This window comes from Rhizobium sp. 22-785-1, from assembly GCF_053521965.1.
Map to the genome: position 1 here is coordinate 261,625 of NZ_JBNWDI010000006.1, position 23,004 is coordinate 284,628.

Genomic DNA, 23,004 nt, shown 5'->3' on the forward strand with positions numbered 1-23,004 from the left:
GTTTGCGGGTATGGCACGCACCATACCCGCACTCACGCCCCGGAAGCGTTGGATGCCGGACCGTCATCGTTCGCCTTTTGGAGTCCTATGCAAACGGTAGAGAAACAGATCGAAAAAGGGCAGCACGAGCAGGCTTCCGACAAGCCGCTTTACGTCACGCTCAAGGATTATGTCCGAAGCCGCGTCGAAACCGGCGAGTGGGCTGTCGGCCACCGCGTGCCATCCGAAAACGAACTTGTCGAGCTGCTTGGCGTTAGCCGCATGACGGCGAACCGCGCGTTGCGCGAACTGGCCGATGAAGGCTTTGTCGTTCGAGTCCAGGGCAAGGGGTCTTTCGTTGCCAGCAAGAAGCGCACGTCGCAGTTTCAGAGCGTTCCCAATATTGCCGACGAAATCACCCGCAATGGCGGTGTCCATACAGCCAATGTCATCGTACTGCGGATGGAGAGCTGCGATGCCGAACTGGCAGAGGCACTGTCGATCGAGATCGGCAGCCCGGTGTCGCATTCGATCATGGTGCATGCGGAAGATTCCGTGCCGATGCAGATCGAGGATCGTTTCGTCAACCACGCCATCGTTCCGCACTATATCGATCAGGATTTCGGCGAGGCAACGCCGAACGGCTATCTCACCGCCATCGCGCCGATCGTGAGGGCTGAGCAGCATATCGAAGCGGTGACGGCGCAGCCGTGGGAGTGCAAGCTGCTTGCCATTTCCAAGACGGAGCCCTGCCTTCTGGTGCGCCGCCGTACATGGTCTGACGCCGGCGTCATCTCTTCCGTCCGCTTGCTTTACCCCGGCAGCCGCTATCGCCTCTACAGCACCTGATCCAGCGTCTGGGAAAGCTGAAACCGTACAATCCAGACGAACCCTTTCATTCCATTGAACATTATCAGGAAAACCGAATGACCGTGTTGCTCGATGGCAGGCTGACTTGGCAGGACGTTGCAAATGTCGGCCAGGGGGAAACACTTGCGCTCTCAGACGCTGCAATGCAGCGGATCGAAAATGCTCAACGGATCGTGGAAAGCATCGTCGAGCGGGGCATCCGCGCCTATGGCATCAATACCGGCGTTGGCGCTCTTTCGGACACCGTGGTTGATCGCACAGCACAGGGCAAGCTCTCGCGCAGCATAATCCTGAGCCATGCCTGCGGCGTCGGTCCGCTTCTCGCACCCCGTGAGGTGCGCGCCATCATCGCCGCGCAGATCGCCAACTTCGCCCATGGGTATTCCGGCATCAGCCTGGAGATCGTTCGCCATCTCACCACCTTTCTCGAACGCGACTGCATTCCGGATGTCCCTTCCCGCGGATCGGCGGGCTACCTGACGCATAACGCGCATACGGCGTTGGTGCTTATTGGAGAAGGCTCCGCCCATATCGCCGGACGTGCCTTGAGCGGGCGTGAGGCCTTGGCGGAGCTCGGACTTGAGCCACTCACTCTCGGCGCCAAGGAGGGTTTGAGCCTCGTCAATGGCACCGCTTGCGCCACAGGTCTCTCCAGCATTGCGCTGAAGCGGACCGCGCAATTGCTCGACTGGGCCGATTCCATTGCCGCCATGACGCTTGAAGCGGCTGGCTGCCAGATGCCGGCCTTCAGCGAGGCCGTCCTGTCGTTGCGCGTTTCCGATGGTATTACCAAGGTGGGCGAGGTGCTGCGGACACGTCTTGCCGGCAGCGGACTGATCGAAGCTGCCAAGGGCCGGCGCACACAGGATGCGCTTAGCCTGCGCTCTATCCCCCATGCCCACGGCGCGGCCCGCGATCTGTTCGAAAACTGTGCCGCCATCGTTGACCGTGAACTCGCATCGGTCACCGACAACCCCGCTGTCGCCGGAACGCCGGAGGAGCCGCTTGTCTGGTCTGAAGCCCATGCGGTGGCGCCAGCACTCGGTCAGGCCGCCGACGCTCTTGCCATTGCCATTGCCCAAATTGCGGCCATGAGCGAACGGCGGATCGACCGTCTGGTCAATCCGCTGGTGAGCGGCCTTCCGCCCTTCCTCGCCTCCGACCCAGGCAGCCATTCCGGCTTCATGATCGCCCAATACACGGCAGCGGCGCTTGCGAACGAAAACCGCAGGCTTGCAGCGCCCGCCTCCACCGATGGCGGCCTGACCTCGGCGCTGCAGGAGGATTTCCTCGCCCATCCGACCGCTGCGGCCAACAAGCTTCTCGCCGTGATCGACAATGCCGAATATATCCTCGCGATCGAGTGGCTGGCGGCTACGCAGGCCCATGATTTTCTGGAAACCGTGGCGCGCAGAGCACCGGGTACCGACGCGCTCTACAGCCTGCTCCGGTCGCACGTCAGCCATTACTCAGACGATCGGCCGATCTCATCCGACATGGAGAAGACCAGAGCGCTCCTGGCGAAGACGCTGCCTCCCCATCAAACTATCTGAGGTGCGCGAAGCGCCTACATGAGGAAGTCGAGATGGATGTTTCTGGCACGGATGAAGGGCAGGCCCTTGCGCCGCCCTGTCCAGCCGACTACGTGCAGATTGCTGGCCGCTGGCTCATAGCGCTCAGCCAGCATCCAGGATCGGCAGTCGATTGCCGCGAAGTCGGCTTCTCCCCGGGCGACAGCCGTCACCGACGCCCGATGCGCTCCGGTTTCCACCATTTCGGAAAACAGCTTGAAGCTTTCGCCCATGGCCTCCAGATCGAGCTTCAAAGCCAGATGACCGGACATCGAGCGGTGCTCGTTAAAGGCAAGTTTTCTTCCTCGAAATAACGAGATCGGCAAGACCGGTTCGCCGGTTTCAGGCGCCATCACGCTGGCGCCCTCCCCTCTTCGACCAATAATGGCGCTCGAATAGAATATCCCCGAGCCCCCCGCGACATCTTCATACGGGCTTTGCCCGATGACCTGGACATGATCCTGCAAGCCAAGTTCCATCGGCCCCCAACAGGTAGCGGAGACGAGAAGAGCCGGATGGCGCCACAGAACATCGAGATCGAGGGCATCCGGATCGAGCGTCGCCGGGTCCGGCGCGATGACCGAACCATCCCCGCCACGAATGCCGCCCGGGACCGGTGGCATGTCCGCATTGCGCCGAATGAGGTGCTCAGGCGCATCAATGCCATTTGCGATCAAGCGGGCGCGCATTATTTCCCAACTGCGATCCACATCCGATCGCACTTCCGGCCAGTCATACATCGGCAGAGCGGCAATCCACCTCATGCAGGGAGATCCGGAATTGCGGTACCACCCGCGGCTTGATAGCTGGCTACCTGGCCCTGATGCTTTACAACGATATCGTTCGCGACGACCGATTCCACCTTTCGCCAGGCGGGGTGCACCACCGGCTCCTTCGCCTTGAAAGCGAATGCACGGAAAACCTCGAAATAGTTGGCGAATACATATCCCTCGTTCATCCTTTGCCATTCTGCGCGTCCGGCACGATAGAGCGACGGCAATCTGTACCATGCGACGGTCGGCAGCTTGTGGTGTACGAAGTGCAGGTTGTTATAGAGAAAGAGCGGCGCGAGAAGCGAGTTCTCGACGATGATCGTGCGACCATCCGGCTGCTCAGCCCACTGATGCTCGCAGTAGGAGCGAATGGCGATAATGGAAACCCCGAGATAGGCGGAAACCCCAATGTAAAGCCAGACAGGAATGCCGAACAGATTCGAGACTACCAACAAGGTCGGAATGAGCCCGGCAAGGTGGAGGGTCCATGCCATGATGACCTTGCGATCGCCCTTGAAAATCTTTCGCCATTCGGAAGTGGTGAAACCAACCACCATCAGCGGCGGACCGATCAGCACACGTCCAATCAGCGTGTTGTTCCAGGCAAGCAGACGCTTCAGTAACGCTGGCATCGTCTCCCAGTCGCTCATGGCGCGGTAGTAGCTCTCGGGATCATCGAAGGGATCGGTGAGACGCTCATCCGCATGGTGCTGAAGATGCGTCCGCTTGTAGCTGCGGTAGGGGTAAAACACCCCGAGCGGAGCGAAGACCAGCGCCTCGTTCACCTTGGCACTCCTCGTCGGATGCCCGTGCAGAACCTCATGTTGAAGCGAAGAGTGAAGCGCGACCGCCACGCCCATCAGCACGAGCGCGACGATGGGATAGGCCGGATAAATACTATAGCCGGCCATCCCCCACAGGCCGTAGCATGCAAGAAGTAGAGCGACTGTCGGCCACTCTATTCTAGGCGCCCTTGTTCGGCGTTGATGGATTCCTTGGTGTTGCCTATCGAATGACGTGTCGCTCATCATATCCCCTGATGCTTTGCCCCGGGACAGAGTTTCACCGAGCCACAACGCGCACAATGAGAGTTTGGTGACCGACCGTTGATTTTGATAACAGAAACTATACAATGTTGATAATAGTAAACATTGAGGTTGATTATGGACAAACGCGCTCTGGCGGAGCTCTTTCGTCTACGCTTGCTGGAGCTGGTCACGCGGTCCGGTGACAGCCATTCGGCTTTTGCGGCCGGGATCGGCATCGACCGCTCGGCGCTATCACAGCTTTTGTCGGGTGATTCGGCGCGTCTACCGCGCGTAGAAACTCTTCTCAACATTGCCGAACGCCACGCCGTATCGCTCGATTGGCTGCTCGGCATCTCGCACGATCCAGGCCTGACGGGGGAACTGCGCCCGAGCTTCGAGATCGAGGAAGGCGGTGAGGACTATACCGACACGCTGCTGATGAAATGGCATGCCGAGGCGACTGGGTCGAAGATCCGCTACGTGCCGGCCCGCATCCCGGACCTTCTACGCACCCCGCAAATCATCGCCTTCGAAGCCGAAAGCGCGCACCAAAGTGTGAAAGCGCAAGCGAGCGAATCCGCCTTCCGGCTGGACTACAACCGCCAGCCGGGCACGGATATGGAAGTCTGCATGCCCTGCGAAACACTAGAAGCTTTTGCCCAGGGGCGTGGCATGTGGAGTGGGCTGAAGAAGGAGGTCAGAGCAACACAGTTGCAATACATGTCCAACCTCATCGACGAACTTTACCCTTCATTCCGCCTATTCCTGTTCAACGAAAAGGAAAAATTCTCGGTCCCCTACACGATCTTCGGATCGCAACGCGCGGCTATCTTCGTGGGCGGCATGTATCTCGTTCTCAATAACGCCGACTCCATACGTAAAATGCAACGCCACTTCGATGAGCTAATCCGATACACTCGCGTGCACGCACATCAAAGCGCTGATCATGTAAAATCGCTTGAGGTTCTTTGAACACGGAGAACACGTGAACTTACAGTGTCTCCGCTTTGAACTGAGCCGAACCCACGACCCCTCCTTTGCATTACGTTCGATCACTGAATAGTCAGCTTCTACATAAGCTCAGAAATCCCAGTCTTCATCTTCCGTCGCCACCGCTTTGCCGATCACATAGGACGAGCCGGACCCGGAGAAGAAGTCATGGTTTTCGTCGGCGTTCGGTGAAAGCGCCGCAAGGATCGCCGGATTGACCTTGCAGGCCTCAGCCGGAAACAGGGCTTCATAGCCGAGGTTCATCAGCGCCTTGTTAGCGTTGTAGTGTAGGAATTGTTTGACGTCTTCCGTCAAGCCGACGCCATCATAGAGAGCTTCGGTGTACTTTGCGTCGTTGTCGTAGAGTTCGAGCAGGAGATCGAAGGCGAAGTCCTTGATGTCCTGGCGCTTCTGTTCCGGCAGACGTTCCACCGCACGCTGGAACTTGTAGCCGATGTAATATCCGTGCACAGCCTCGTCGCGGATTATGAGACGGATCATGTCGGCGGTGTTGGTGAGTTTGGCGCGGCTTGACCAGTACATCGGAAGATAGAAGCCGGAGTAGAACAGGAAGCTTTCGAGGAAAACGGAGGCAACCTTCTTCTTCAACGTATCGCCGCTGTCATATTCGCGCATGATGAGCGCCGATTTCCGTTGCAGGAATTCGTTTTCCTCCGACCAGCGATAGGCGTCGTCCACATCCTGCGTCGAGCAAAGAGTGGAAAAGATCGAGGAGTATGAACGTGCGTGCACCGCCTCCATGAAGGAGATATTGGACAGCACCGCTTCCTCATGTGGCGTTGCGGCATCTGCCATCAGCTTGACCGAGCCGACACCGTTCTGGATCGTGTCCAGAAGGGTCAACCCTGTGAAGACGCGGATGGTGAGTTGCTGCTCTTCCGGCTTGAGCGTTCCCCAGGATGGGATGTCGTTGGAGAGCGGCACCTTTTCCGGCAGCCAGAAATTTCCTGTCAAACGGTTCCAGACCTCCAGGTCCTTGTCGTCTTCGATGCGATTCCAGTTGATGGCGCGAACGCGGCTGGCGGGCTTTACGGCGATGTTCATTAGTTGATCTTTCGAAGCGTTCTTGTTCACAGCGCGCATGACACGCAACCCTGCACTTCCGTGCCTTCCAGAGCCATCTGACGCAGGCGAATGTAGTAGATGGTCTTGATACCCTTCTTCCACGCGTAGATTTGCGCCCGGTTGATGTCGCGGGTGGTGGCCGTGTCGCGGAAGAACAGCGTCAGCGACAGACCCTGATCGACATGCTGGGTGGCCGCCGCATAGGTATCGATGATCTTCTCAGGACCGATTTCGTAGGCATCCTGATAGTACTCGAGATTGTCGTCGCTCATGAAGGCGGCGGGGTAATAAACGCGCCCGATCTTTCCCTCCTTGCGGATTTCGATCTTTGACACGATAGGGTGGATCGAAGATGTCGAGTGATTGATGTAGGAGATCGAACCGGTTGGTGGCACGGCCTGCAGGTTCTGGTTATAGAGGCCAGAGGTCATGACGGCCTGCTTCAGCGCAAGCCAGTCCGCCTGTGTGGGGATTGCGATGCCTGCCGTCACGAACAGCTCGCGAACCCGCTCTGTCGCGGGCAGCCATTCCTGCTCAGTGTATTTGTCGAAGTATTCCCCAGAGGCATATTTCGACTTCTCGAAGCCCTTGAAGCTGACGCCTCGCTCGGCGGCAATCCGGTTCGAGGCGCGGATGGCGTGGTAGGTCACCGTGTAGAAATAGATATTGGTGAAATCGATGCCTTCCTCCGAACCATAGAAGATGCGCTCACGGGCGAGATAGCCATGCAGGTTCATCTGGCCAAGGCCAATGGCGTGGCTGTCGTCATTGCCATTTTCGACCGATGGCACGGAAGAGATATGGCTCATGTCCGACACGGCCGTCAGCGCCCGGATCGATGTCTCGATGGTCTTGCCGAAATCGGAGCTGTCCATCGTTGCAGCAATGTTCAGCGAGCCAAGATTGCAGGAAATATCCTTGCCCATGACCTTATAGGAAAGGTCGTCATGGTATTCGCTGGCGTCGCTGACCTGAAGAATTTCCGAGCAGAGATTGCTCATGGAAACGCGTCCTGCAATCGGGTTCGCCCGGTTCACCGTGTCCTCGAACATGATATAGGGATAACCGCTCTCGAACTGTATCTCGGCGATCACCTGGAAGAAATCGCGTGCCTTGATCTTCTTTTTCTTGATCCTGGAATCCGCGACCATCTCCCGATACTTCTCGGTAACGGATATTTCGGTGAAGGGGATGCCATAGACGCGTTCGATGTCATATGGCGAGAACAGGTACATATCCTCGTTGTTCTTGGCCAGTTCGAAAGTGATGTCTGGCACCACGACACCGAGCGACAGGGTCTTGATCCTGATCTTCTCGTCGGCATTCTCCCGCTTGGTATCGAGGAAGCGCATGATATCGGGATGGTGGGCGTTGAGGTAAACCGCACCAGCACCCTGACGCGCACCAAGCTGGTTGGCGTAGGAGAAGCTGTCCTCGAGCAGCTTCATCACGGGAATGATGCCTGACGACTGGTTCTCGATCTGCTTGATCGGCGCACCCGCCTCACGGATGTTGGTCAGGCAAAGTGCGACACCGCCACCGCGCTTGGAAAGCTGAAGCGCGGAGTTAATGCCGCGGGCAATCGACTCCATGTTGTCTTCAACGCGCAGCAGGAAACACGAAACGAGTTCGCCCCGCTGTTTCTTTCCGGCATTGAGAAATGTCGGCGTTGCGGGCTGGAAACGCCCGGAGATGATCTCGTCCATCAGCGACTGGGCGAGCGTTTCGCTTCCCTGGGCCAGCGTCAGGGCAACCAGGCAAACGCGGTCTTCGTAGCGCTCCAGATAGCGTTTGCCGTCGAAGGTCTTCAGCGTGTAGCTGGTGTAATATTTGAACGCGCCGAGAAAGGTCGGAAACCGGAACTTTCGGGCATAGGCAGCGTCGAACAAATCTCGCACGAAATTGAAGGAATATTGGTCCAGAACCTCGCGCTCGTAATAGCCTTCGGTGACGAGGTAATCGAGTTTCTCCCGCAGATTATGGAAGAACACCGTGTTCTGGTTGACGTGCTGCAGGAAATATTGCTTCGCAGCTAGTCTGTCCTTATCGAGCTGGATTTTTCCTTGTTCGTCATAGAGGTTAAGCATCGCGTTGAGGGCATGGAAATCCAGTTCGGATTCCGATGTCTTCAAAGGCTTTTCGAAAGTGGTCGCGTCCAAAATCGTTCCAATCCGTGTTTGACGTTCGCGACGTCTTCCTCAGTGCCTATAAGCTCGAACCTGTAAAGGTAAGGCACGCTGCATTTCTGGGAGATGACATCGCCGGCGATCCCGTAGGTCGCCCCGAAATTGCTGTTGCCCGCGGCGATCACGCCGCGAATGTTTGCCCGGTTCTCCGCATCGTTGAGGAAGCGGATCACCTGTTTTGGAACGGCCCCTTTTCCACCTTCGCCACTGTAGGTTGGAAGGATCAGGACATAGGGGGCTTCGACCCGAAGGCCCTCGGAAGGACTAAGCGGAATCCGCCGCGCAATCATCCCCAATTTCCCGACGAAGCGATGAGTGTTTTCCGACCGGCTGGAGAAATAGACGATCTGTCCCATTGCTCCGGCTCAGGCCGCAAGCGTGCTGATCATATCCGGGCGGAAGCCCGCCCAATGCGTCTCGCCAGCCACCACAACTGGAACCTGACGATACCCCAGCCCCTGAACCAGATCGTAGGCATTGGTGTCTTCGGAAACATCCACGACGGTGTAGTCGATGCCCTGACGATCGAGCGCGCGGGTAGTGGCTGTGCACTGCACGCAGGCTGGCTTGCTGTAAACGGTAACGGTCATGATGATCCTCGTGAGATTTGAGTAGACGTGCGATATCGATCGGGCGTGGTGAATGCCCATTCAGGAACTCGGAAATTAGGGCAGCCGAAATCGGCGGCAGGCGTTACCGCCCGCTATTCACGCGGATACTGACTAGAATGATGCGACATTGACTTCACCCCGAAGTGGTTGATGCGGGGGATCAAGGAAGCGGCACGCGCAGGATCATCCCGCACGCAAGCGCGACCTTCGGACACCCCGCCCGTGGACGTATTCGTTTGAGGCAGGTCTCCTGGCTCACGGGTCATCGCATCCATCTCGCCTTCCCGACACCTTTCGGCTCAGTGGCAGTTTGAGAAGGATGCTCGCCGCTTACAGTTGCGGGGGCAGCTCCGGCATTGCTCCGTCCAGAAAGGACATCACGCACCGTATTCCCGTCTTAGCTTCCGACGCGAATCGGAAGAACCTCGAACACTAGATATGGTATACGGCGTGAAAAAATCGTCAACGGTTATGACTCTGTAACGGAAGGTTGACTGTGGATAAGCGTGGCTCGATCATAAAACATGAGGTCGTCTGCTTCTGAAGCGGCTAGCTTGACAGCGGACAGACCTTTCACGATGTAATTTTTCTCCCACTACATCGCTGTGGCCGTTTATCGTAAGACTGCTTGCCGCATTGCCCCTTAACGAAAACATAGCTACCCGTTTCGTGGGGAGCATCCAGGATGACGAGAGCGATAGGCAGATTCGGTCTTCTGCTGCGCATCATGTGCGCGATTGCCTTCGTATGCGTTGGGTTTGCGCACAAGCCGTTTCTCCAAACACCGCAAATAACTGGTGACCTCGCCCAGTACACGCTACCGGATAGAACCCTACCGGTGTATTGTCTTCCAACGGACGACGGACACAGCAAGACCGATCACGGGCTAGGCTTAGGTTGTGAGCTTGCCGCCTGACGGCCATTTCTCTAGTCCCTACGCCGACCGATATACATGGTTCTCCAATCCTGCGGGAACTCGTGTTCGAGGCGGCGGCTCCCTCCGTGTCCACTTACCGGCAGCTTTTCCCGCCCAATTCGTCTCGACGAGGGCCGCCGTCCAGCGTCTGAGCCGTAGAGCTGCCGCATCGTCCCGCGATGACGGTCTTCTTCGTTTTGTACGCTTGGAACCGTGGCCTGTAGAATCGTTCGGCTTCCGAGCGGTACGCATTCGGACGGAATCTCATGCTTTCCTCATCTTTAAACGACACCCAGTCTGCGGCGTACTCTGACCTACCCTGCGGGAAGCCGGGCGGCTTCAGGACCAGTACTTCCACCCTGACTCCAAGACGCCATCTTTTTCTGCAATCCATGCGGCGCAATGCCTTCATCATCATCGAGGGCTGCGTTGTCATCTATCAAGAGCTTGCTGACGATCGCCGATACCGGGGCCGACACTCCACTACCTGCGCGGCCGCCACGTGCCGTAACCGCTACGGGCCTTCATAGACCTCTCGCGAAAGGCGGAGAGGTTACGATGAAAGGCGCGCCCTAACGGATGGCTTCAGGCAGACCTGGTTCGCCCATCGCTCTGATCCGTACTGCATTAGTAGAGGCTCGTCGGCATGTCACGGCGTCACCGACCTGCGGCGAAAGATCATGCCGCCATGGTGCAGTGTGCCCTCTTCGACGAAATCGCCATCGGCGGTGAAGCCTGTGTCGTCCCAGTACTCGATATGCGTGCCGTTGACTTCATAACGGCCTTCATAGGCTCGCTCACGCTGACCGCGGGCCTCGACATAACGTCCATTTGGCAAAAGTTCATGGCGGACACGATTGTCGTCGGTAATCCACATGCCTGCGTATGGATGGTTCGGCTGCAAATTGATCTCCTGTGCTTCTAGGGGTTGAATTGAAATTGTTGCCGCCGTGACGAATGTTGCAAATGTCTGTCTCATTGTCTGGGTCCGTTCAGCGTTGCTGTTTAAAGTTGCAGGTGAAAGCGTTGGCGCACTGCCCCGGTGCGGCAGACGGGACTTCTGCGGAAGCCGAGGGCGTTGGTTGTTGGGAACGCGGGGCAATGTTGTCGACGACCTGCTGATAGGCAACGAGGTCTAGGAAGGCTTCCGCATTGGCGACAAGGCCGTCCTTCATCTCGAATATCCAGACAAACTGGTTGCGATAAGGCGCTCCAGAGGTCGTGGTCGCCGTTCCATCGAAGCGGATGATGATCGTGTCGCCATCGGCAACGATGTTGTGTACCTCCGGCACGATCGGTGTCGCGAGACGGCTGGTTAGGGGACGCGAGGCCTGTTCAATGAAGTCTTGCTGGTTGCGATAGGTGCCGGAGACCGGTCCGGAGCCATGGATCGTCCAGACGACGTCGGGAGCGAGGAGCTCCGCGAAGAGGTAGGTGCCTCCTCGCCATTTTTCGAAGGCGGCTTCGATGATGGGCTTGTTCCGTTGCTCGATTGCGGCACGTTCCTGAGACTGCACCTGCGTTGTCGCGGTGTTGGCAATTGCGGCGCCCGGCATGGCGAGCAGTGCGAATGCGATTAAAGCTACCCGGCTCGGGCTGGCAGCCCGGCGGTCTGTTGGGTAAATGCTCATGGTATCGGTCCTTTCGTATTGCTGAGGACGTGTTGAGACCCGTCAACAGGCAACGACACTGCCGGCACCATCGACGGGCCTTCCATAGTTGCAAGGGTCAGTCACGGTGTTCGACTGCAGCGCCGCCGAAGATCAGTTGTTGGACGAGGGGACGCTGCGTAAAGCGACCCGGAAAGATTTGGCCCGGCGCGCTGACCCGGTCCAGACGGGCCACCTGTTCCGGCGTGAGCACCAGATCCAGAGCTCCAAGATTGTCTTCCGCCTGGGCGAGCGTGCGGGCGCCGACAATCGGCGAGACGACGGTCGGATTGGCCAGGGTCCACGCAAGCGCCACCCGTGAGGGCGTGGTACCAGCCTCTTCCGCAACGGCCTTCACTTCCTGCGCAATTTCGATCGCCCGTTCGTTCAGATGCCCGGACGACGCAATGACGCCCTTGCGGCTAGCGGACACGGCCGCTTCTCGTGAATCTTCAACGTCAACGAGAGAGTATTTGCCGGTCAGCACGCCACCGCCGAGAGGCGACCACGGCAAAACTCCGAGGCCGAGCGCAGCAGCCATGGGCAGAAGCTCATGTTCCACGGTCCGCTCCACAAGGCTATATTCTATCTGCAGCGCCACAAAAGGAGACCAGCCGCGGATATCGGCGAGAGTCTGCATCTGGGCCACGAGCCATGCAGGCGTGTTGCAGATACCGAGATAGAGAACTTTTCCGGACCGAACGAGGTCGTCGAGCGCCCGCATAACCTCGTCCGGCCGGGTCGTCATGTCCCATGCATGCACATAAAGCAGGTCAATGCGATCTGTGCCGAGTTGCGAAAGGCTCTGCTCGACGGAGCGCACTATGTTGAGGCGATGATTGCCGCCCGAATTAGGGTTGCCCGGCTCTCGCGCCATGGTGAATTTCGTCGCAAGGACGATTCGCTCGCGTTTATCGCCGATATAGGTGCCAAGCAGTCGTTCAGCGCCGCCGTCGGTATAGTTGACCGACGTGTCTATAAAATTGCCACCTCGGTCGACATAGAGATCGAAAATGCGGCGGGCCTCGTCGCCATCCGCACCCCATCCCCACTCGGACCCAAAGGTCATCGTTCCAAGGCTCAACGGCGAAACGCGCAAGCCCGACCGTCCAAGAAGTTTATAATGATCAAGCGCCATGTCAGCTATCTCCTGTTTTGCGAGATCCAAGGTAAACAAGCCAGGGAGAGCGAACAACTTGCCCAATGACGACCACCGTGGTAACTAAATCTAACCAATGGCAATCGATCTGAATGGCATCTCCGTGTTCTTGGCCGTCGCAGAAGCGCAGAGCTTTCGCGCCGCCGCGGAAAATTTGGGCGTCACACGGCCAGCCATCAGCCAGGCGATCCGCCGTCTAGAAGACCGGTTGGGCGTGGCACTCGTCCATAGAACCACGCGCAGTGTCAGTCTCACAGAGGCTGGCGAACAGCTATATCAGCGGGTTGCGCCGGCGATTTCCGAAGTCGGACTGGCGCTTGACGCGACCACGGACCGCGACAGCGCACCAAGCGGGTTGTTGAGGCTGGCGGTGTCATCTATCGCTGAGCAGTTTATCTCAGGGCCGCTCCTTGCCCGTTTTACTGATGCCTTTCCAGACATTCAGCTCGATGTGACGGTCACTGACGAGGAATTCGACATTGTCGCGGAAGGGTATGACGCTGGGGTGCGTCTGGGCGAAGTCATCGATCAGGATATGGTCGCAGTTCCCGCCTCGGGCGACCAGCGTCAGTGCGCTTTCGCAGCCCCGTCCTACATCGAACGGTTCGGCAAGCCCGACCATCCTTCGGAGCTCTCTGCGCATCGGTGCATAGGTTGGCGTCCAACGCCTCGCAGCGCACCCTACCGTTGGGAATTCGGTGAGGATGGGCGTGAGTTTGATGTGGCCGTCGATCCTCAGATTACCACCAATGATATGTGGCTTATGATCCGCACAGCATGTGCTGGCGGCGGCATCACCTTCGGTATGGAAGACACATTCAAGCCCTATGTCGAATCCGGTCAGCTGGTTCCTCTCCTTCAGGACTTTTGCCCTCCATTCGCGGGGTTTTTTCTCTACTATCCGAGCCGACGCAACCTCGCTCCAAAACTGCGTGCTCTCGTCGATCATGTGAAGAGATGGCGATAGCGCCCGCCCATCAAGCGCTGTCAACCGTGCCCGGCCTCGGCATTCGTATGCTACCTTGCGATTATCGTTAAGTAGCATACGAATCCATAAAGTTTTGCCATCATGCCTGATAAAGCTGACGCTGATAACCGTTCCGTAGGGGCATGGACGAAGCGATGTTATTTCGCCGGTCGAGCGCTCGTGGACGAGTGCTTGGGTCCGTTCGATCTCGGATCCACGCAATGGTATGTTCTCTGGCATCTCGTCAATAATGGCCCATCGGTGCAGCGTGACCTTGCCCGCGCACTCGAGCTCGAACGCGCCACCTTAAGCGGAATTATCGCAACGCTCGTCCGGAAGGATCTGGTCGCGCAGACCGCAAACGGAGGCGACCATCTGTCGCATGGGCGCTAATGGCGGACGGCGGACCACACAAGTCGCTAGCAGCTCGCCTTTATCTCCAACATCAGGCGGCACCGGATACTATTTCTTCGTTACCTTCAAATTTTTGATTACCATCATAGACGAATGCGATCCGTTGGCGTGTCGATTTCGCGGTATACATGTAGTCGTCGGCTCGTTTTACAAGAGAATATGCATCGTCCCGGCCGTTAAGGATTGTTACGCCGACCGCCGCTCCAGGCCTCAGAGTCCGACCGTTGAGAGATATCGACTTAAAAATATTGTTTATGCGCGTTTCGACCATCTGTTGCAGGCCGATCGCCCGCGCCCTATCCGTCTCGATCAACAGCGCGAATTCGTCCCCACCAACTCGAGCGATAAAATGCGAAATGAACTCAGACCGCAGCCTTGATGAAATAACCCTCAGCACCTCGTCGCCGACAGGATGCCCTGATGTATCGTTGATTTCCTTGAAGCCGTTAAGGTCCACGTAAGCGATCGCCAGCACGCTTTGTAATCGCCTGGCCCTCTCGATCCGGTGTGGCAATTGCTCGTCAAAATAGGCACGATTTGGCAGCCCGGAGAGCGCGTCGGTTCTAGCTGAAACTTTCAGAGCATTTTCAGCCTCGCGTTGTTGCCGCATGCGCTCTGAAACATCCACGATGATTTCGAGGTCGAATGAGGTTCCGTTGATGGTCGTCCTCTGGGCCGAAATCAGGGTTGGAATCGTCGTCCCATCACCGCGGACAATGTCAACCTCTTCCAGTTCATAGTATCCCTGCTCAAGCAACAGCTGGTGGCGCCGATTGCGGGCTGGGTTGTCGATGGCTGAGCCCGCAGCGAGCAGGGTCTTTCCCCCGATCTCCTCCCAGGAACGTCCAGTCATCTTAAGATAAGCCGAGTTGACCTTGACGTAGCGCGAGGTCTTCGTGTCACTGGTGGTAATCGACATCGCTATCGGCGCACCCTCGAACATCCTCATCAGCATCGATAAATAATGCGATCGCGACAGTCCGTCTGACGGCTGGCTGTAGTGGACTGTTTCGCCTGAAGATTTGATTGACTGAATGTTATTGTCATGTGCGCGGATGGGCGCGACGTCGTGCGAATGCTGCTGCAACAATGTCCCAACATTCTTTAGTCTAAGCACCTGTTCCCTAAGGCTTTGCTGGGCAGCCACCTCTGTGATCACGCCGTACCATTTTGAGATGGTGCCGTCCGGCCCGTGGTGAGGTTTGGCGCGACTGAGCATCCAGTGAAAGCCATCGTCGCCAAGTCTCATTCTGAAAATTGTTTCGAATGGTTTTCCGGAGGGAATCCATCCCAGCCATTCCAACCGGACTCGAAGTCGATCATCTGGGTGCATTCGCTCCATCCAGTCATCGATGCGCGCTTTCACATCAATCTTCGAGCTGTCGGGAGTAGGCCCCATGAAGTTGACCGCTCCGGCTGCATCGCTCGCCCAGGGAATATTTGGGCTGAGATCAATGCTCCAGCGTTGATGATCCTCAGTCTGTGACAGCCGTGTTTCGACGGCCTTGTGACCTGTCACGTCCACTGCGGACACCGATATGCCGATCGGAACACCATCGTCGTCGTCAACACGCTGATTGATCACGAAAAATATCTTGTCTGATCCAACAGGCCGATACTCTTCTATGATGACCGTTTCGCCATTGAGTACCCTCAGGAGATCATTCGAGACTCTTGCAGCCTCTTGCACCGGCATGAATGAGCCGACTGTCTTCCCGAGCATGTCATCGGGTGACAAGCCAAACATAGCTGAAAAGCGGGGGTTCACGCTACGGTGTATAAGGTCAGTGTCTAGTAGACATAGACCGATCGGCGCCGCCGTGTAGAGTGCATCTAGTTGATGAACTCGCTGAAAAAGCTGGGCAGGCGCGGCACGTTTTGTGAACTCTCCAAGTAAGCGATTTCCGATGAGTTTACTGGTTTCCAAGGCGTTCTCAGCCTTTCCGAATAGCCAGCCCTGCCCAAGATCGCAGCCCATCCGGCGCAGAAGAATTGCCTGTTCCTCTGTCTCTACCCCCTCTGCAACAACCGTCATTCCAAGGCTTTGACCCAGCCCGATAACGGATGCGATGATCTTCCTGCTACCGCTATCGACAGTCATCGACCTTACAAAACTCATATCGATCTTGAGTTTATTGAACGGGAACGCATGCAACTGGGTCAAACTCGAAAATCCAGTCCCGAAATCATCCAGGGCAAGTCCCATTCCCGATGCCTTAAGCGACGCAATCGTTGCATGGACACGCGGATCGTCCTCAAGCAGTGCGCTCTCTGTGATTTCAATGTGAAGGCGATTGACTGGAAACCCACTTGAACGAACGGTACGTAAAATCCTGTTCGAGAGTTCTGGGTCATCAAATTGTACGGGAGAAAGATTGACAGCTAAGACAAATGAACCTTCCCACTTTATCGCGCATGCACACGCTTTTCGCAGGACTTCCTCTGTGAGATCTCCGATTAGCCCACACTGTTCGGCTACCGGAATGAACTCCGCCGGTGGAACTGCGCCAAGAACAGGATGTGTCCAGCGAGCAAGGATCTCGAAGCCCACAATGGCGCCTGATTGCAGATCAACGATTGGCTGAAACGCAGGCCACATTTCGCCACTCGATATCGCACGTCGCAAAGATTTGGCAGAGATCCGAGAGGGTTGATAACGTTCTTCAATCGATCCGCTTCTAGGCCTGGTGGCGATGCCCTGTTTGCGGCGATTTTGTTTCCACGGAAAAATCATGAGAGCTACCTGTTACCTCTCACAACCATAAGGGACTGCTTATTAAAGTTTGACACTAAAGGCAAAGTAAAGCTTGGGTTAATTCGATTATGCGTGGGTAGGCGTCATATAATGACTGCGAGATCGCAGTGTATAATAGAGTTACCTGCATAATAGACCCAGATACCACATTACCCCCTCGTTATTTTATAAGCGTTGGTAAAGGCAGTCTATGTGAAGCAAGGCGTTTCGAGATCATCAGCTATCGACTGATAATGCGATACTGTTGCTCATGCGCTAAGAAGGCTTCTCTGGGAAATCGGCCAATGCCTCAATAAGTCACAAATCGCCGCTCGCCTCGACGTCGATTATCGTGAGCCATATTTATCGGGAGCATCAAAAGCGTATATAGAAACACCTCTGAAAAAGCTCTTGAAATGGGGCGAGATTCGTCAAGGCCTGCAAAACGGATGGGCGGCCCACTGACTAAAGGTCACCAACCAGGCTTTGGATTCAACTCATCCGCTAAGCCTTGATCCTTGCCGTTACAGACTATACCGTCACATACACATTAAACGGGATGCTGCTGGACGCTTAAGCCCCCATCGATGGTGAGGCATGTTGCATTCATAAACGGACATTCGTCAGATACCATGAAGACGGCAGCCATCGCGATTTCTTCAGGGGTTGCGATACGCCCGCCGGGATGCAATTTCATTGTTTCGGCCTCGGCAGCGACAGGATCAGGGAAGCTGTTCCAGTAATCGATGACCTTTTGCGTCGCGACGTAGCCGGGCGCTAACGCGTTCACGCGAATATGCTTCGCTGCATATTCCAGCCCTAGAGACTTCGTCATTCCTAACAACGCATGTTTTGCCAGCGGATACGGGAAGGTATGCGGAATGATCGTGAAGGCATGGGTGGAGGCGATGTTCAGCACCACGCCACTTCCCATCTCGATCATTCCCGGGAGCACGGCCTTACAGCAGTTCCACGCGCCCTTGAGATTGATGTCGAAGCAGCGCTGCCACTCCTCATCACTTGTCTCCAAAGGCTCGGCAAAGACGTTGACCCCGGCATTGTTGACGAGCGCGTTGATTGGGCCGACTTCCTCCGCTGCTTGTGCCACGGCAGAAGCGATCGCCTTCGTATCCGTTATGTCGGCAGCCATCCAGCCGAACTGGCCGCCGCTTTCCTTGAGTACTTCAGCCTCTCTATCCAAGAGAGAGGCATCGCGGTCGATAAGAAACAAAGCAGCATCTTCGTGCAGAAATGCCTTGGCAAGCGCAAGGCCAATGCCCTGCGCAGCACCCGTAATGAAAATGCGTTTTCCTGAAAGTCTTGCCGTCATGGCGTTTTCCTCCCTCACCACTCAGCAAAGCTGCCATCTTCATGACGCCAGATCGGGTTGCGCCACCGGTGGCCTTCCTTGGCACGCTCGATGACGTATGCCTCGTCGATCTCGATCCCGAGACCCAATCCCTGCGGTATGGACACGAAGCCGTCTGCGTACTGGAACACGTCCTTGTTGGAAAGGTAGTCCAGAACGTCATTGCTCTTGTTGTAGTGAATACCGAGGCTCTGTTCCTGAATGAAGGCGTTGTAGGCGACCGCGTCCAACTGTAGGCAGGCCGCGAGTGCAATCGGTCCAAGAGGGCAATGCGGTGCCAGCGCCACATCATAGGCCTCTGCCATGGCCGCGATTTTGCGGCATTCGGTGATGCCACCGGCATGTGATAGGTCGGGCTGGATGATATCGACGAAGCCGTCCGCCAGAACCGATTTGAAATCCCAGCGCGAGTAGAGACGCTCACCCAGCGCAATCGGCGTCGAGGTGTGGTTTGCGATTTCCTTCAGAGCTTCGCGGTTTTCGGAGAGAACCGGCTCTTCGATGAACATCAGCTTGTAAGGTTCAAGCTCCTTTGCGAGAACCTTGGCCATGGGACGATGGACGCGGCCATGGAAATCAACACCGATGCCGATATGCGGGCCAACGGCTTCACGAATGATGGCGATGGTTTCAACGGCCATTTCGACTTTCTCATTGGTGTCAACGATCTGCATTTCCTCGCAGCCGTTAAGCTTAATGGCCTTGAAACCGCGTGCCACCACGTCCTTAGCATTCTGTGCCACATCCGACGGACGGTCGCCGCCGATCCAGGAATAGACCTTGATCCGGTCACGGAGCTGTCCACCAAGAAGCGAGTGAACCGGCTGGCCAAGTGCTTTGCCTTTTATGTCCCAAAGCGCCTGATCGATGCCCGCCAGCGCCGACATGTGCACTGCGCCACCACGATAAAAGCCGCCGCGATAAAGCACAGTCCAGTGATCTTCGATCAGGAACGGGTCCTTGCCGATCAGATAATCGGCCATTTCCTGCACGGCAGCCTCAACGGTCAGCGCACGGCCTTCAACAACCGGCTCTCCCCAGCCGACGATGCCTTCATCAGTTTCGACCTTGAGGAAAAGCCAGCGCGGCGGAACGATGTAGGTGGTTAGCTTAGTAATCTTCATGAGATTAATCCAATCAGGAAAGAATAAGATCCGCTGCCTTCCCTGCCGCGGCATAAACGGCTGCGTTGGTATTACCGCTAACAATGGTTGGCATGAGCGATGCATCGATGACCCGCAGGCCACGCGTTCCGCGTACATTCAGCTTGGTGTCCAGCACCGCGTCCGGGTCGCCCTCATGGCCCATTTTGCATGTGCCAACAGGGTGGTATCCGGTCTTGACCGTGCGCTTGCAATGGGCTGCAATCGCCTCATCGCTGGTCACTTCTGCACCCGGGAAGATTTCCTTGTCGATAAGGTCACGCATCGGGGATGCCGCCAGCACCTGACGCGCGAAACGGAAGCCAGCCATGGTCAGCTTCAAGTCATCGGGGTGGCCGAATATCTGCGTGTCGACAATCGGATTGGCGAAGGGATCGCTGGAGGAAAGCGTGACGGAGCCGCGTGCTTTTGGGCGCAGCAGCAGCGAGTTGATCGTTACGCCATCGCCCGGATCGGTGCCCATCACATCGCGGTCGAGATAGACGGTCGGGACGCAGAACATCTGGATCGTTGGACGGTCATTGTTTCCATCCGGGTCGTAGAAAGCGCAGGTTTCCACGCCGGTGGTCGAAGCTGGACCGGACTTGAACATCAGATATTGCAATCCGGCCTTGATCATCGGCCAGCCACGGTCCTGCTTGTAATACCCAAACGCGCCCTTCGTCGTGGCGACGACCGGGCATTCATAGTGATCCTGAAGATTCTTGCCCACGCCCGGAAGCGCGAGTTTCGTGGCGATGCGATGCTGCTTGAGATGTTCTTCCGGTCCGATACCGGAAATCATCAACAGCTTCGGCGTCTGGTAAGCGCCCGCTGCCAGAATTACTTCAACGCCTGCTTCCGCAGTCTTGCGCGCCCCACCCTGAACATAGTCCACGGCGACCACCCGGTCGCCGTCCATACGGATGCGGGTCACGGTCGCGCCGGTCTCGATGGTCAGCTTCGGATTGTTCATAACCGGTGCCAAGAAAGCATCGACCGCGCTGGAGCGCTTGCGCGTCTTCCAGTCTATCGTGTGCTGCATGAAGCCGACGCCAAACTGATCCGCACCGTTGAAATCAGGATTATAGGGAATGCCCATGCCCTGGAGGGTTTTGACGTAAGTGCGCGTCATCGGGCTGGTGTGGCCGAGATGCGAAATCTTCAGCGGCCCGCCGACACCGTGAAATTCACCTCCCAGATGGTCGTTGTTTTCCTGCGCCTTGAAGTAGGGCAGAAGGTCTTTGTATGACCATGAGCCATCATTGTTAGAGCCGGGCGCTGTGACGAGCTCGTTCCACAGATCGAAATCCGCTGCCTGTCCGCGCATATAGACCATGGCATTGACAGTGCTTCCACCGCCCAAAACCTTACCCTGCGGCACGATGGGGCCCCGACCGCCCAGTTGTGGCTGCGGCTTTGTCTGATGCATGGCAAGGTATGTATCCTTCGCCAGAAACTTCATGTAGCCGGCAGGGATATGCATGATCGGATTGGCCTTATCCGGTCCACGTTCCAGCAACAACACGCGCGCACCAGACGTCACGAGACGCGCAGCCACGACGCATGCTGAACTGCCGCCGCCGACGATGATGTAGTCGAACCCATGGCTATCGGCCATTTCCAAACTCCGCATGCATGCTCATAAACTCCGCGGCTCAAGCGTAATACTGCCCGCTAGTTTCTCACCGAATGCCAGCACTTTAAGGTCCCCCAAATCCGGCAGATTATGCCCGTTTGCAAGGTGCGACATGGGTTCGAAACAGAAATAATCGCGATCGAAAGAAGAATCGAAAGCAGTGTCGGACACGAAGACGAAGGCGTGTCTGAATATCGGATCGGCGGTCAATCTCAACTGGGTAAAACGCTCCGGCCAGACGATGGTCGCTTCGCCGGACCATCCCTCATAGCCGTTGTTGACCCAGCGTTCCGGTAGTGGAGCAGGCTCGCTGAAATCGAGGTCGGCAGGGATCTCGGTTCTTTCACCCGGCAACCAGCCCTCGATTTCGGTCCAGAAATGATCGGCGCGCGCTTGCAGCGTCGTCATTGGCGTCAGCGGAAAATAGGGATGCCAGCCAAGTCCGAAGGGCAGTGGGCGCTCTCCCATATTTTCCACGGAAAGGCTCAACGACAAACGATCATCCTCAAGCGTAAATGTCTGCACTGCCCAATAACGATAGGGCGTGGAATGTCCGTCACAGATGAAACTCATTTCAACGGATGCCGGTGTGATTTTGCCCACCGACCATTCGGCCTGCCAGCCTTCACCGTGCAGGTAATGCGGGTCCCACCCCGTGTTGGGCGTCAGCGTGTACGTTCTGCCATCGAACCCGAAGCTGTTGCCCTTGACGCGGTTGCCAAATGGCACCAGCGGATAGCAGGAGGAACCGAGCGCATCCGCATCACTCGATTTCGCGGGCCGAAACAGCGGCACACGACCAGCATCGGTGTCTTTCCAGAAGCCGAGTATGATGCCGCCTTTTGTTGAGAGACTCAGCGAGAGCTGGCCGGATTTCAGATCAATAACAGCCATGCAGCACTCATCCCTTATTGCGCGACAGGCTGCGCTTGATCGCCTGAATATTGGCAAGCACCGCGATGACGATGATAAGACCGCGAACAACCTGTTGGAAAAACGGGTTGATGCCGAGCAGAACCAGACCGTTACCGATGAGCGTAATCACCAGCACGCCGAGCAGCGTTCCCAGCATCGAGCCACGGCCACCGGAAAGCGCCGTACCGCCGACAACGACCGCAGCGATCACATCGAACTCGAGACCGTTCGCCGCCGTGGCATTGCCCGAGCCAAGGCGGGACACCAGCAGAATACCGGAAATGGCTGCCATCGCGCCGCCGATGGCAAAAAGAGCCACGCGAATGCGCGCGACATTGATACCGCTGAGGAAAGCCGCATGGGCATTGCCACCCACGGCGAAAACCGAGCGACCGAAGGCGGTCTTGCGGCTGACGAAAGCGAAGGCTGCAAACAGCACCAGCATGATGATCGCGGCTGGAGGAATGCCGAGGACTGAGCGGTCCAGCGCATCCAGCATATCATTGCGACCAATGGACACCGGCAGGGCATCGGTAACGAACAGCGCCGTGCCGCGCAGGGCGCTCCACATGCCAAGCGTCGCGACGAACGAAGGCACATCGAAATAAGCGCGCAGAATGCCGGAAATGGAACCGAGCAGCGCGCCAAGTGCGATGGCCAGCACGAAGGCTGCTGGCGTGGGCACGCCCCATTGCAAAAGGAATGCTAGTTCCACGGAAATGAAGGCGACCATCGGACCGACGCTCACATCGATCTCACCTGCGATGATTATGAGCGTGACAGCCCATGCAGCAATTCCGATTGTCGCCGCGTCACGCAGGATATTCACCTGGTTGTTGAAGGACATGAAGCCCGGCGCGGTGGATGAGAAGATGACGTAGAGGACGACGATGGCAAAGAACAGGCTAAGCTCGTTCATATGCTTCGACAGGGTGAATCCCCGCTTTGGTGCCCGCTTTGAAACGGCCGTTTTGGTAGTTTGATCGAGCGACATGGTCTTGTCTCC

At 56.8% G+C, this 23,004-nt stretch carries 19 protein-coding genes, 1 pseudogene and 1 riboswitch; of the genes and pseudogenes, 5 read left to right on the forward strand and 15 right to left on the reverse strand.

The window, feature by feature from the left end; translation table 11 throughout:
* The first annotated feature begins 87 nt into the window (after positions 1-87).
* Positions 88-828: a histidine utilization repressor gene (gene hutC, locus ACQZ5M_RS14490; protein ID WP_449080103.1), complete on the forward strand. Its 741-nt coding sequence runs from the start codon at positions 88-90 to the stop codon at positions 826-828.
* Positions 829-905: 77 nt separating this feature from the next.
* Complete coding sequence (locus ACQZ5M_RS14495; protein WP_449080104.1) at positions 906-2,402, forward strand: HAL/PAL/TAL family ammonia-lyase; 1,497 nt, start codon at positions 906-908, stop codon at positions 2,400-2,402.
* Between the two features lie 14 nt (positions 2,403-2,416).
* Here the strand turns inward: ACQZ5M_RS14495 and ACQZ5M_RS14500 are convergent, their stop codons facing one another.
* Positions 2,417-3,184: a PhnD/SsuA/transferrin family substrate-binding protein gene (locus tag ACQZ5M_RS14500; RefSeq protein WP_449080105.1), complete on the reverse strand. Its 768-nt coding sequence runs from the start codon at positions 3,182-3,184 to the stop codon at positions 2,417-2,419.
* A complete protein-coding gene (locus ACQZ5M_RS14505; RefSeq protein WP_449080106.1) occupies positions 3,181-4,104 on the reverse strand; it encodes a fatty acid desaturase in 924 nt (307 codons plus the stop codon). Before ACQZ5M_RS14505 ends, ACQZ5M_RS14500 begins: the two co-directional genes overlap by 4 nt.
* A 252-nt stretch (positions 4,105-4,356) precedes the next feature.
* On the opposite strand from ACQZ5M_RS14505, the gene ACQZ5M_RS14510 reads away from it, so the two are divergent.
* A complete protein-coding gene (locus tag ACQZ5M_RS14510) occupies positions 4,357-5,193 on the forward strand; it encodes a helix-turn-helix domain-containing protein (RefSeq protein WP_296075481.1) in 837 nt (278 codons plus the stop codon).
* Between the two features lie 108 nt (positions 5,194-5,301).
* Here the strand turns inward: ACQZ5M_RS14510 and nrdF are convergent, their stop codons facing one another.
* The 7 genes and pseudogenes from nrdF to ACQZ5M_RS14545 form a co-directional block, all read right to left on the reverse strand.
* Entirely contained in the window at positions 5,302-6,276 is a 975-nt protein-coding gene (gene nrdF / locus ACQZ5M_RS14515) for a class 1b ribonucleoside-diphosphate reductase subunit beta (protein WP_449080107.1), read from the reverse strand.
* A 26-nt stretch (positions 6,277-6,302) separates the two neighbouring features.
* A complete protein-coding gene (nrdE, locus tag ACQZ5M_RS14520) occupies positions 6,303-8,456 on the reverse strand; it encodes a class 1b ribonucleoside-diphosphate reductase subunit alpha (RefSeq protein WP_449080108.1) in 2,154 nt (717 codons plus the stop codon).
* Complete coding sequence (nrdI, locus tag ACQZ5M_RS14525; protein ID WP_296083651.1) at positions 8,426-8,839, reverse strand: class Ib ribonucleoside-diphosphate reductase assembly flavoprotein NrdI; 414 nt, start codon at positions 8,837-8,839, stop codon at positions 8,426-8,428. Before nrdI ends, nrdE begins: the two co-directional genes overlap by 31 nt.
* Positions 8,840-8,848: 9 nt before the next feature.
* A complete protein-coding gene (nrdH, locus tag ACQZ5M_RS14530; protein ID WP_112499798.1) occupies positions 8,849-9,073 on the reverse strand; it encodes a glutaredoxin-like protein NrdH in 225 nt (74 codons plus the stop codon).
* Positions 9,074-9,317: 244 nt separating this feature from the next.
* A riboswitch (cobalamin riboswitch) is annotated at positions 9,318-9,537 on the reverse strand.
* A gap of 1,122 nt (positions 9,538-10,659) precedes the next feature.
* Entirely contained in the window at positions 10,660-10,989 is a 330-nt protein-coding gene (locus tag ACQZ5M_RS14535) for an Atu4866 domain-containing protein (protein ID WP_296107271.1), read from the reverse strand.
* Between the two features lie 106 nt (positions 10,990-11,095).
* A pseudogene (locus tag ACQZ5M_RS14540) lies at positions 11,096-11,641 on the reverse strand (nuclear transport factor 2 family protein); the annotation flags it as partial.
* A gap of 97 nt (positions 11,642-11,738) precedes the next feature.
* A complete protein-coding gene (locus tag ACQZ5M_RS14545; RefSeq protein WP_296099967.1) occupies positions 11,739-12,797 on the reverse strand; it encodes an aldo/keto reductase in 1,059 nt (352 codons plus the stop codon).
* Between the two features lie 97 nt (positions 12,798-12,894).
* On the opposite strand from ACQZ5M_RS14545, the gene ACQZ5M_RS14550 reads away from it, so the two are divergent.
* Entirely contained in the window at positions 12,895-13,785 is an 891-nt protein-coding gene (locus ACQZ5M_RS14550) for a LysR family transcriptional regulator (protein ID WP_449080109.1), read from the forward strand.
* 102 nt (positions 13,786-13,887) lie between these two features.
* Positions 13,888-14,178, forward strand: a complete 291-nt coding sequence (locus ACQZ5M_RS14555; protein ID WP_296099969.1) for a MarR family winged helix-turn-helix transcriptional regulator — start codon at positions 13,888-13,890, stop codon at positions 14,176-14,178.
* A gap of 52 nt (positions 14,179-14,230) precedes the next feature.
* Here the strand turns inward: ACQZ5M_RS14555 and ACQZ5M_RS14560 are convergent, their stop codons facing one another.
* The 6 genes from ACQZ5M_RS14560 to ACQZ5M_RS14585 all read right to left on the reverse strand — a co-directional run bounded on the left by ACQZ5M_RS14560 (position 14,231) and on the right by ACQZ5M_RS14585 (position 22,992).
* The gene (locus tag ACQZ5M_RS14560; RefSeq protein ID WP_449080110.1) at positions 14,231-16,933 is read right to left on the reverse strand and encodes an EAL domain-containing protein; all 2,703 of its coding nucleotides are present in this window, start codon (positions 16,931-16,933) and stop codon (positions 14,231-14,233) included.
* Positions 16,934-17,483: 550 nt separating this feature from the next.
* Positions 17,484-18,263, reverse strand: coding sequence for an SDR family oxidoreductase (locus ACQZ5M_RS14565; RefSeq protein WP_449080111.1), 780 nt, complete (start codon positions 18,261-18,263; stop codon positions 17,484-17,486).
* A 14-nt stretch (positions 18,264-18,277) separates the two neighbouring features.
* Complete coding sequence (gene dgoD / locus ACQZ5M_RS14570) at positions 18,278-19,426, reverse strand: galactonate dehydratase (protein WP_449080112.1); 1,149 nt, start codon at positions 19,424-19,426, stop codon at positions 18,278-18,280.
* A gap of 13 nt (positions 19,427-19,439) precedes the next feature.
* On the reverse strand, positions 19,440-21,065 hold the full coding sequence (locus ACQZ5M_RS14575) for a GMC family oxidoreductase (RefSeq protein WP_449080113.1): 1,626 nt from the start codon (positions 21,063-21,065) through the stop codon (positions 19,440-19,442).
* Between the two features lie 21 nt (positions 21,066-21,086).
* Positions 21,087-21,977, reverse strand: a complete 891-nt coding sequence (locus tag ACQZ5M_RS14580) for an aldose 1-epimerase (protein ID WP_449080114.1) — start codon at positions 21,975-21,977, stop codon at positions 21,087-21,089.
* Between the two features lie 7 nt (positions 21,978-21,984).
* Positions 21,985-22,992: an ABC transporter permease gene (locus ACQZ5M_RS14585; protein ID WP_449080115.1), complete on the reverse strand. Its 1,008-nt coding sequence runs from the start codon at positions 22,990-22,992 to the stop codon at positions 21,985-21,987.
* Between the last annotated feature and the right edge of the window lie 12 nt (positions 22,993-23,004).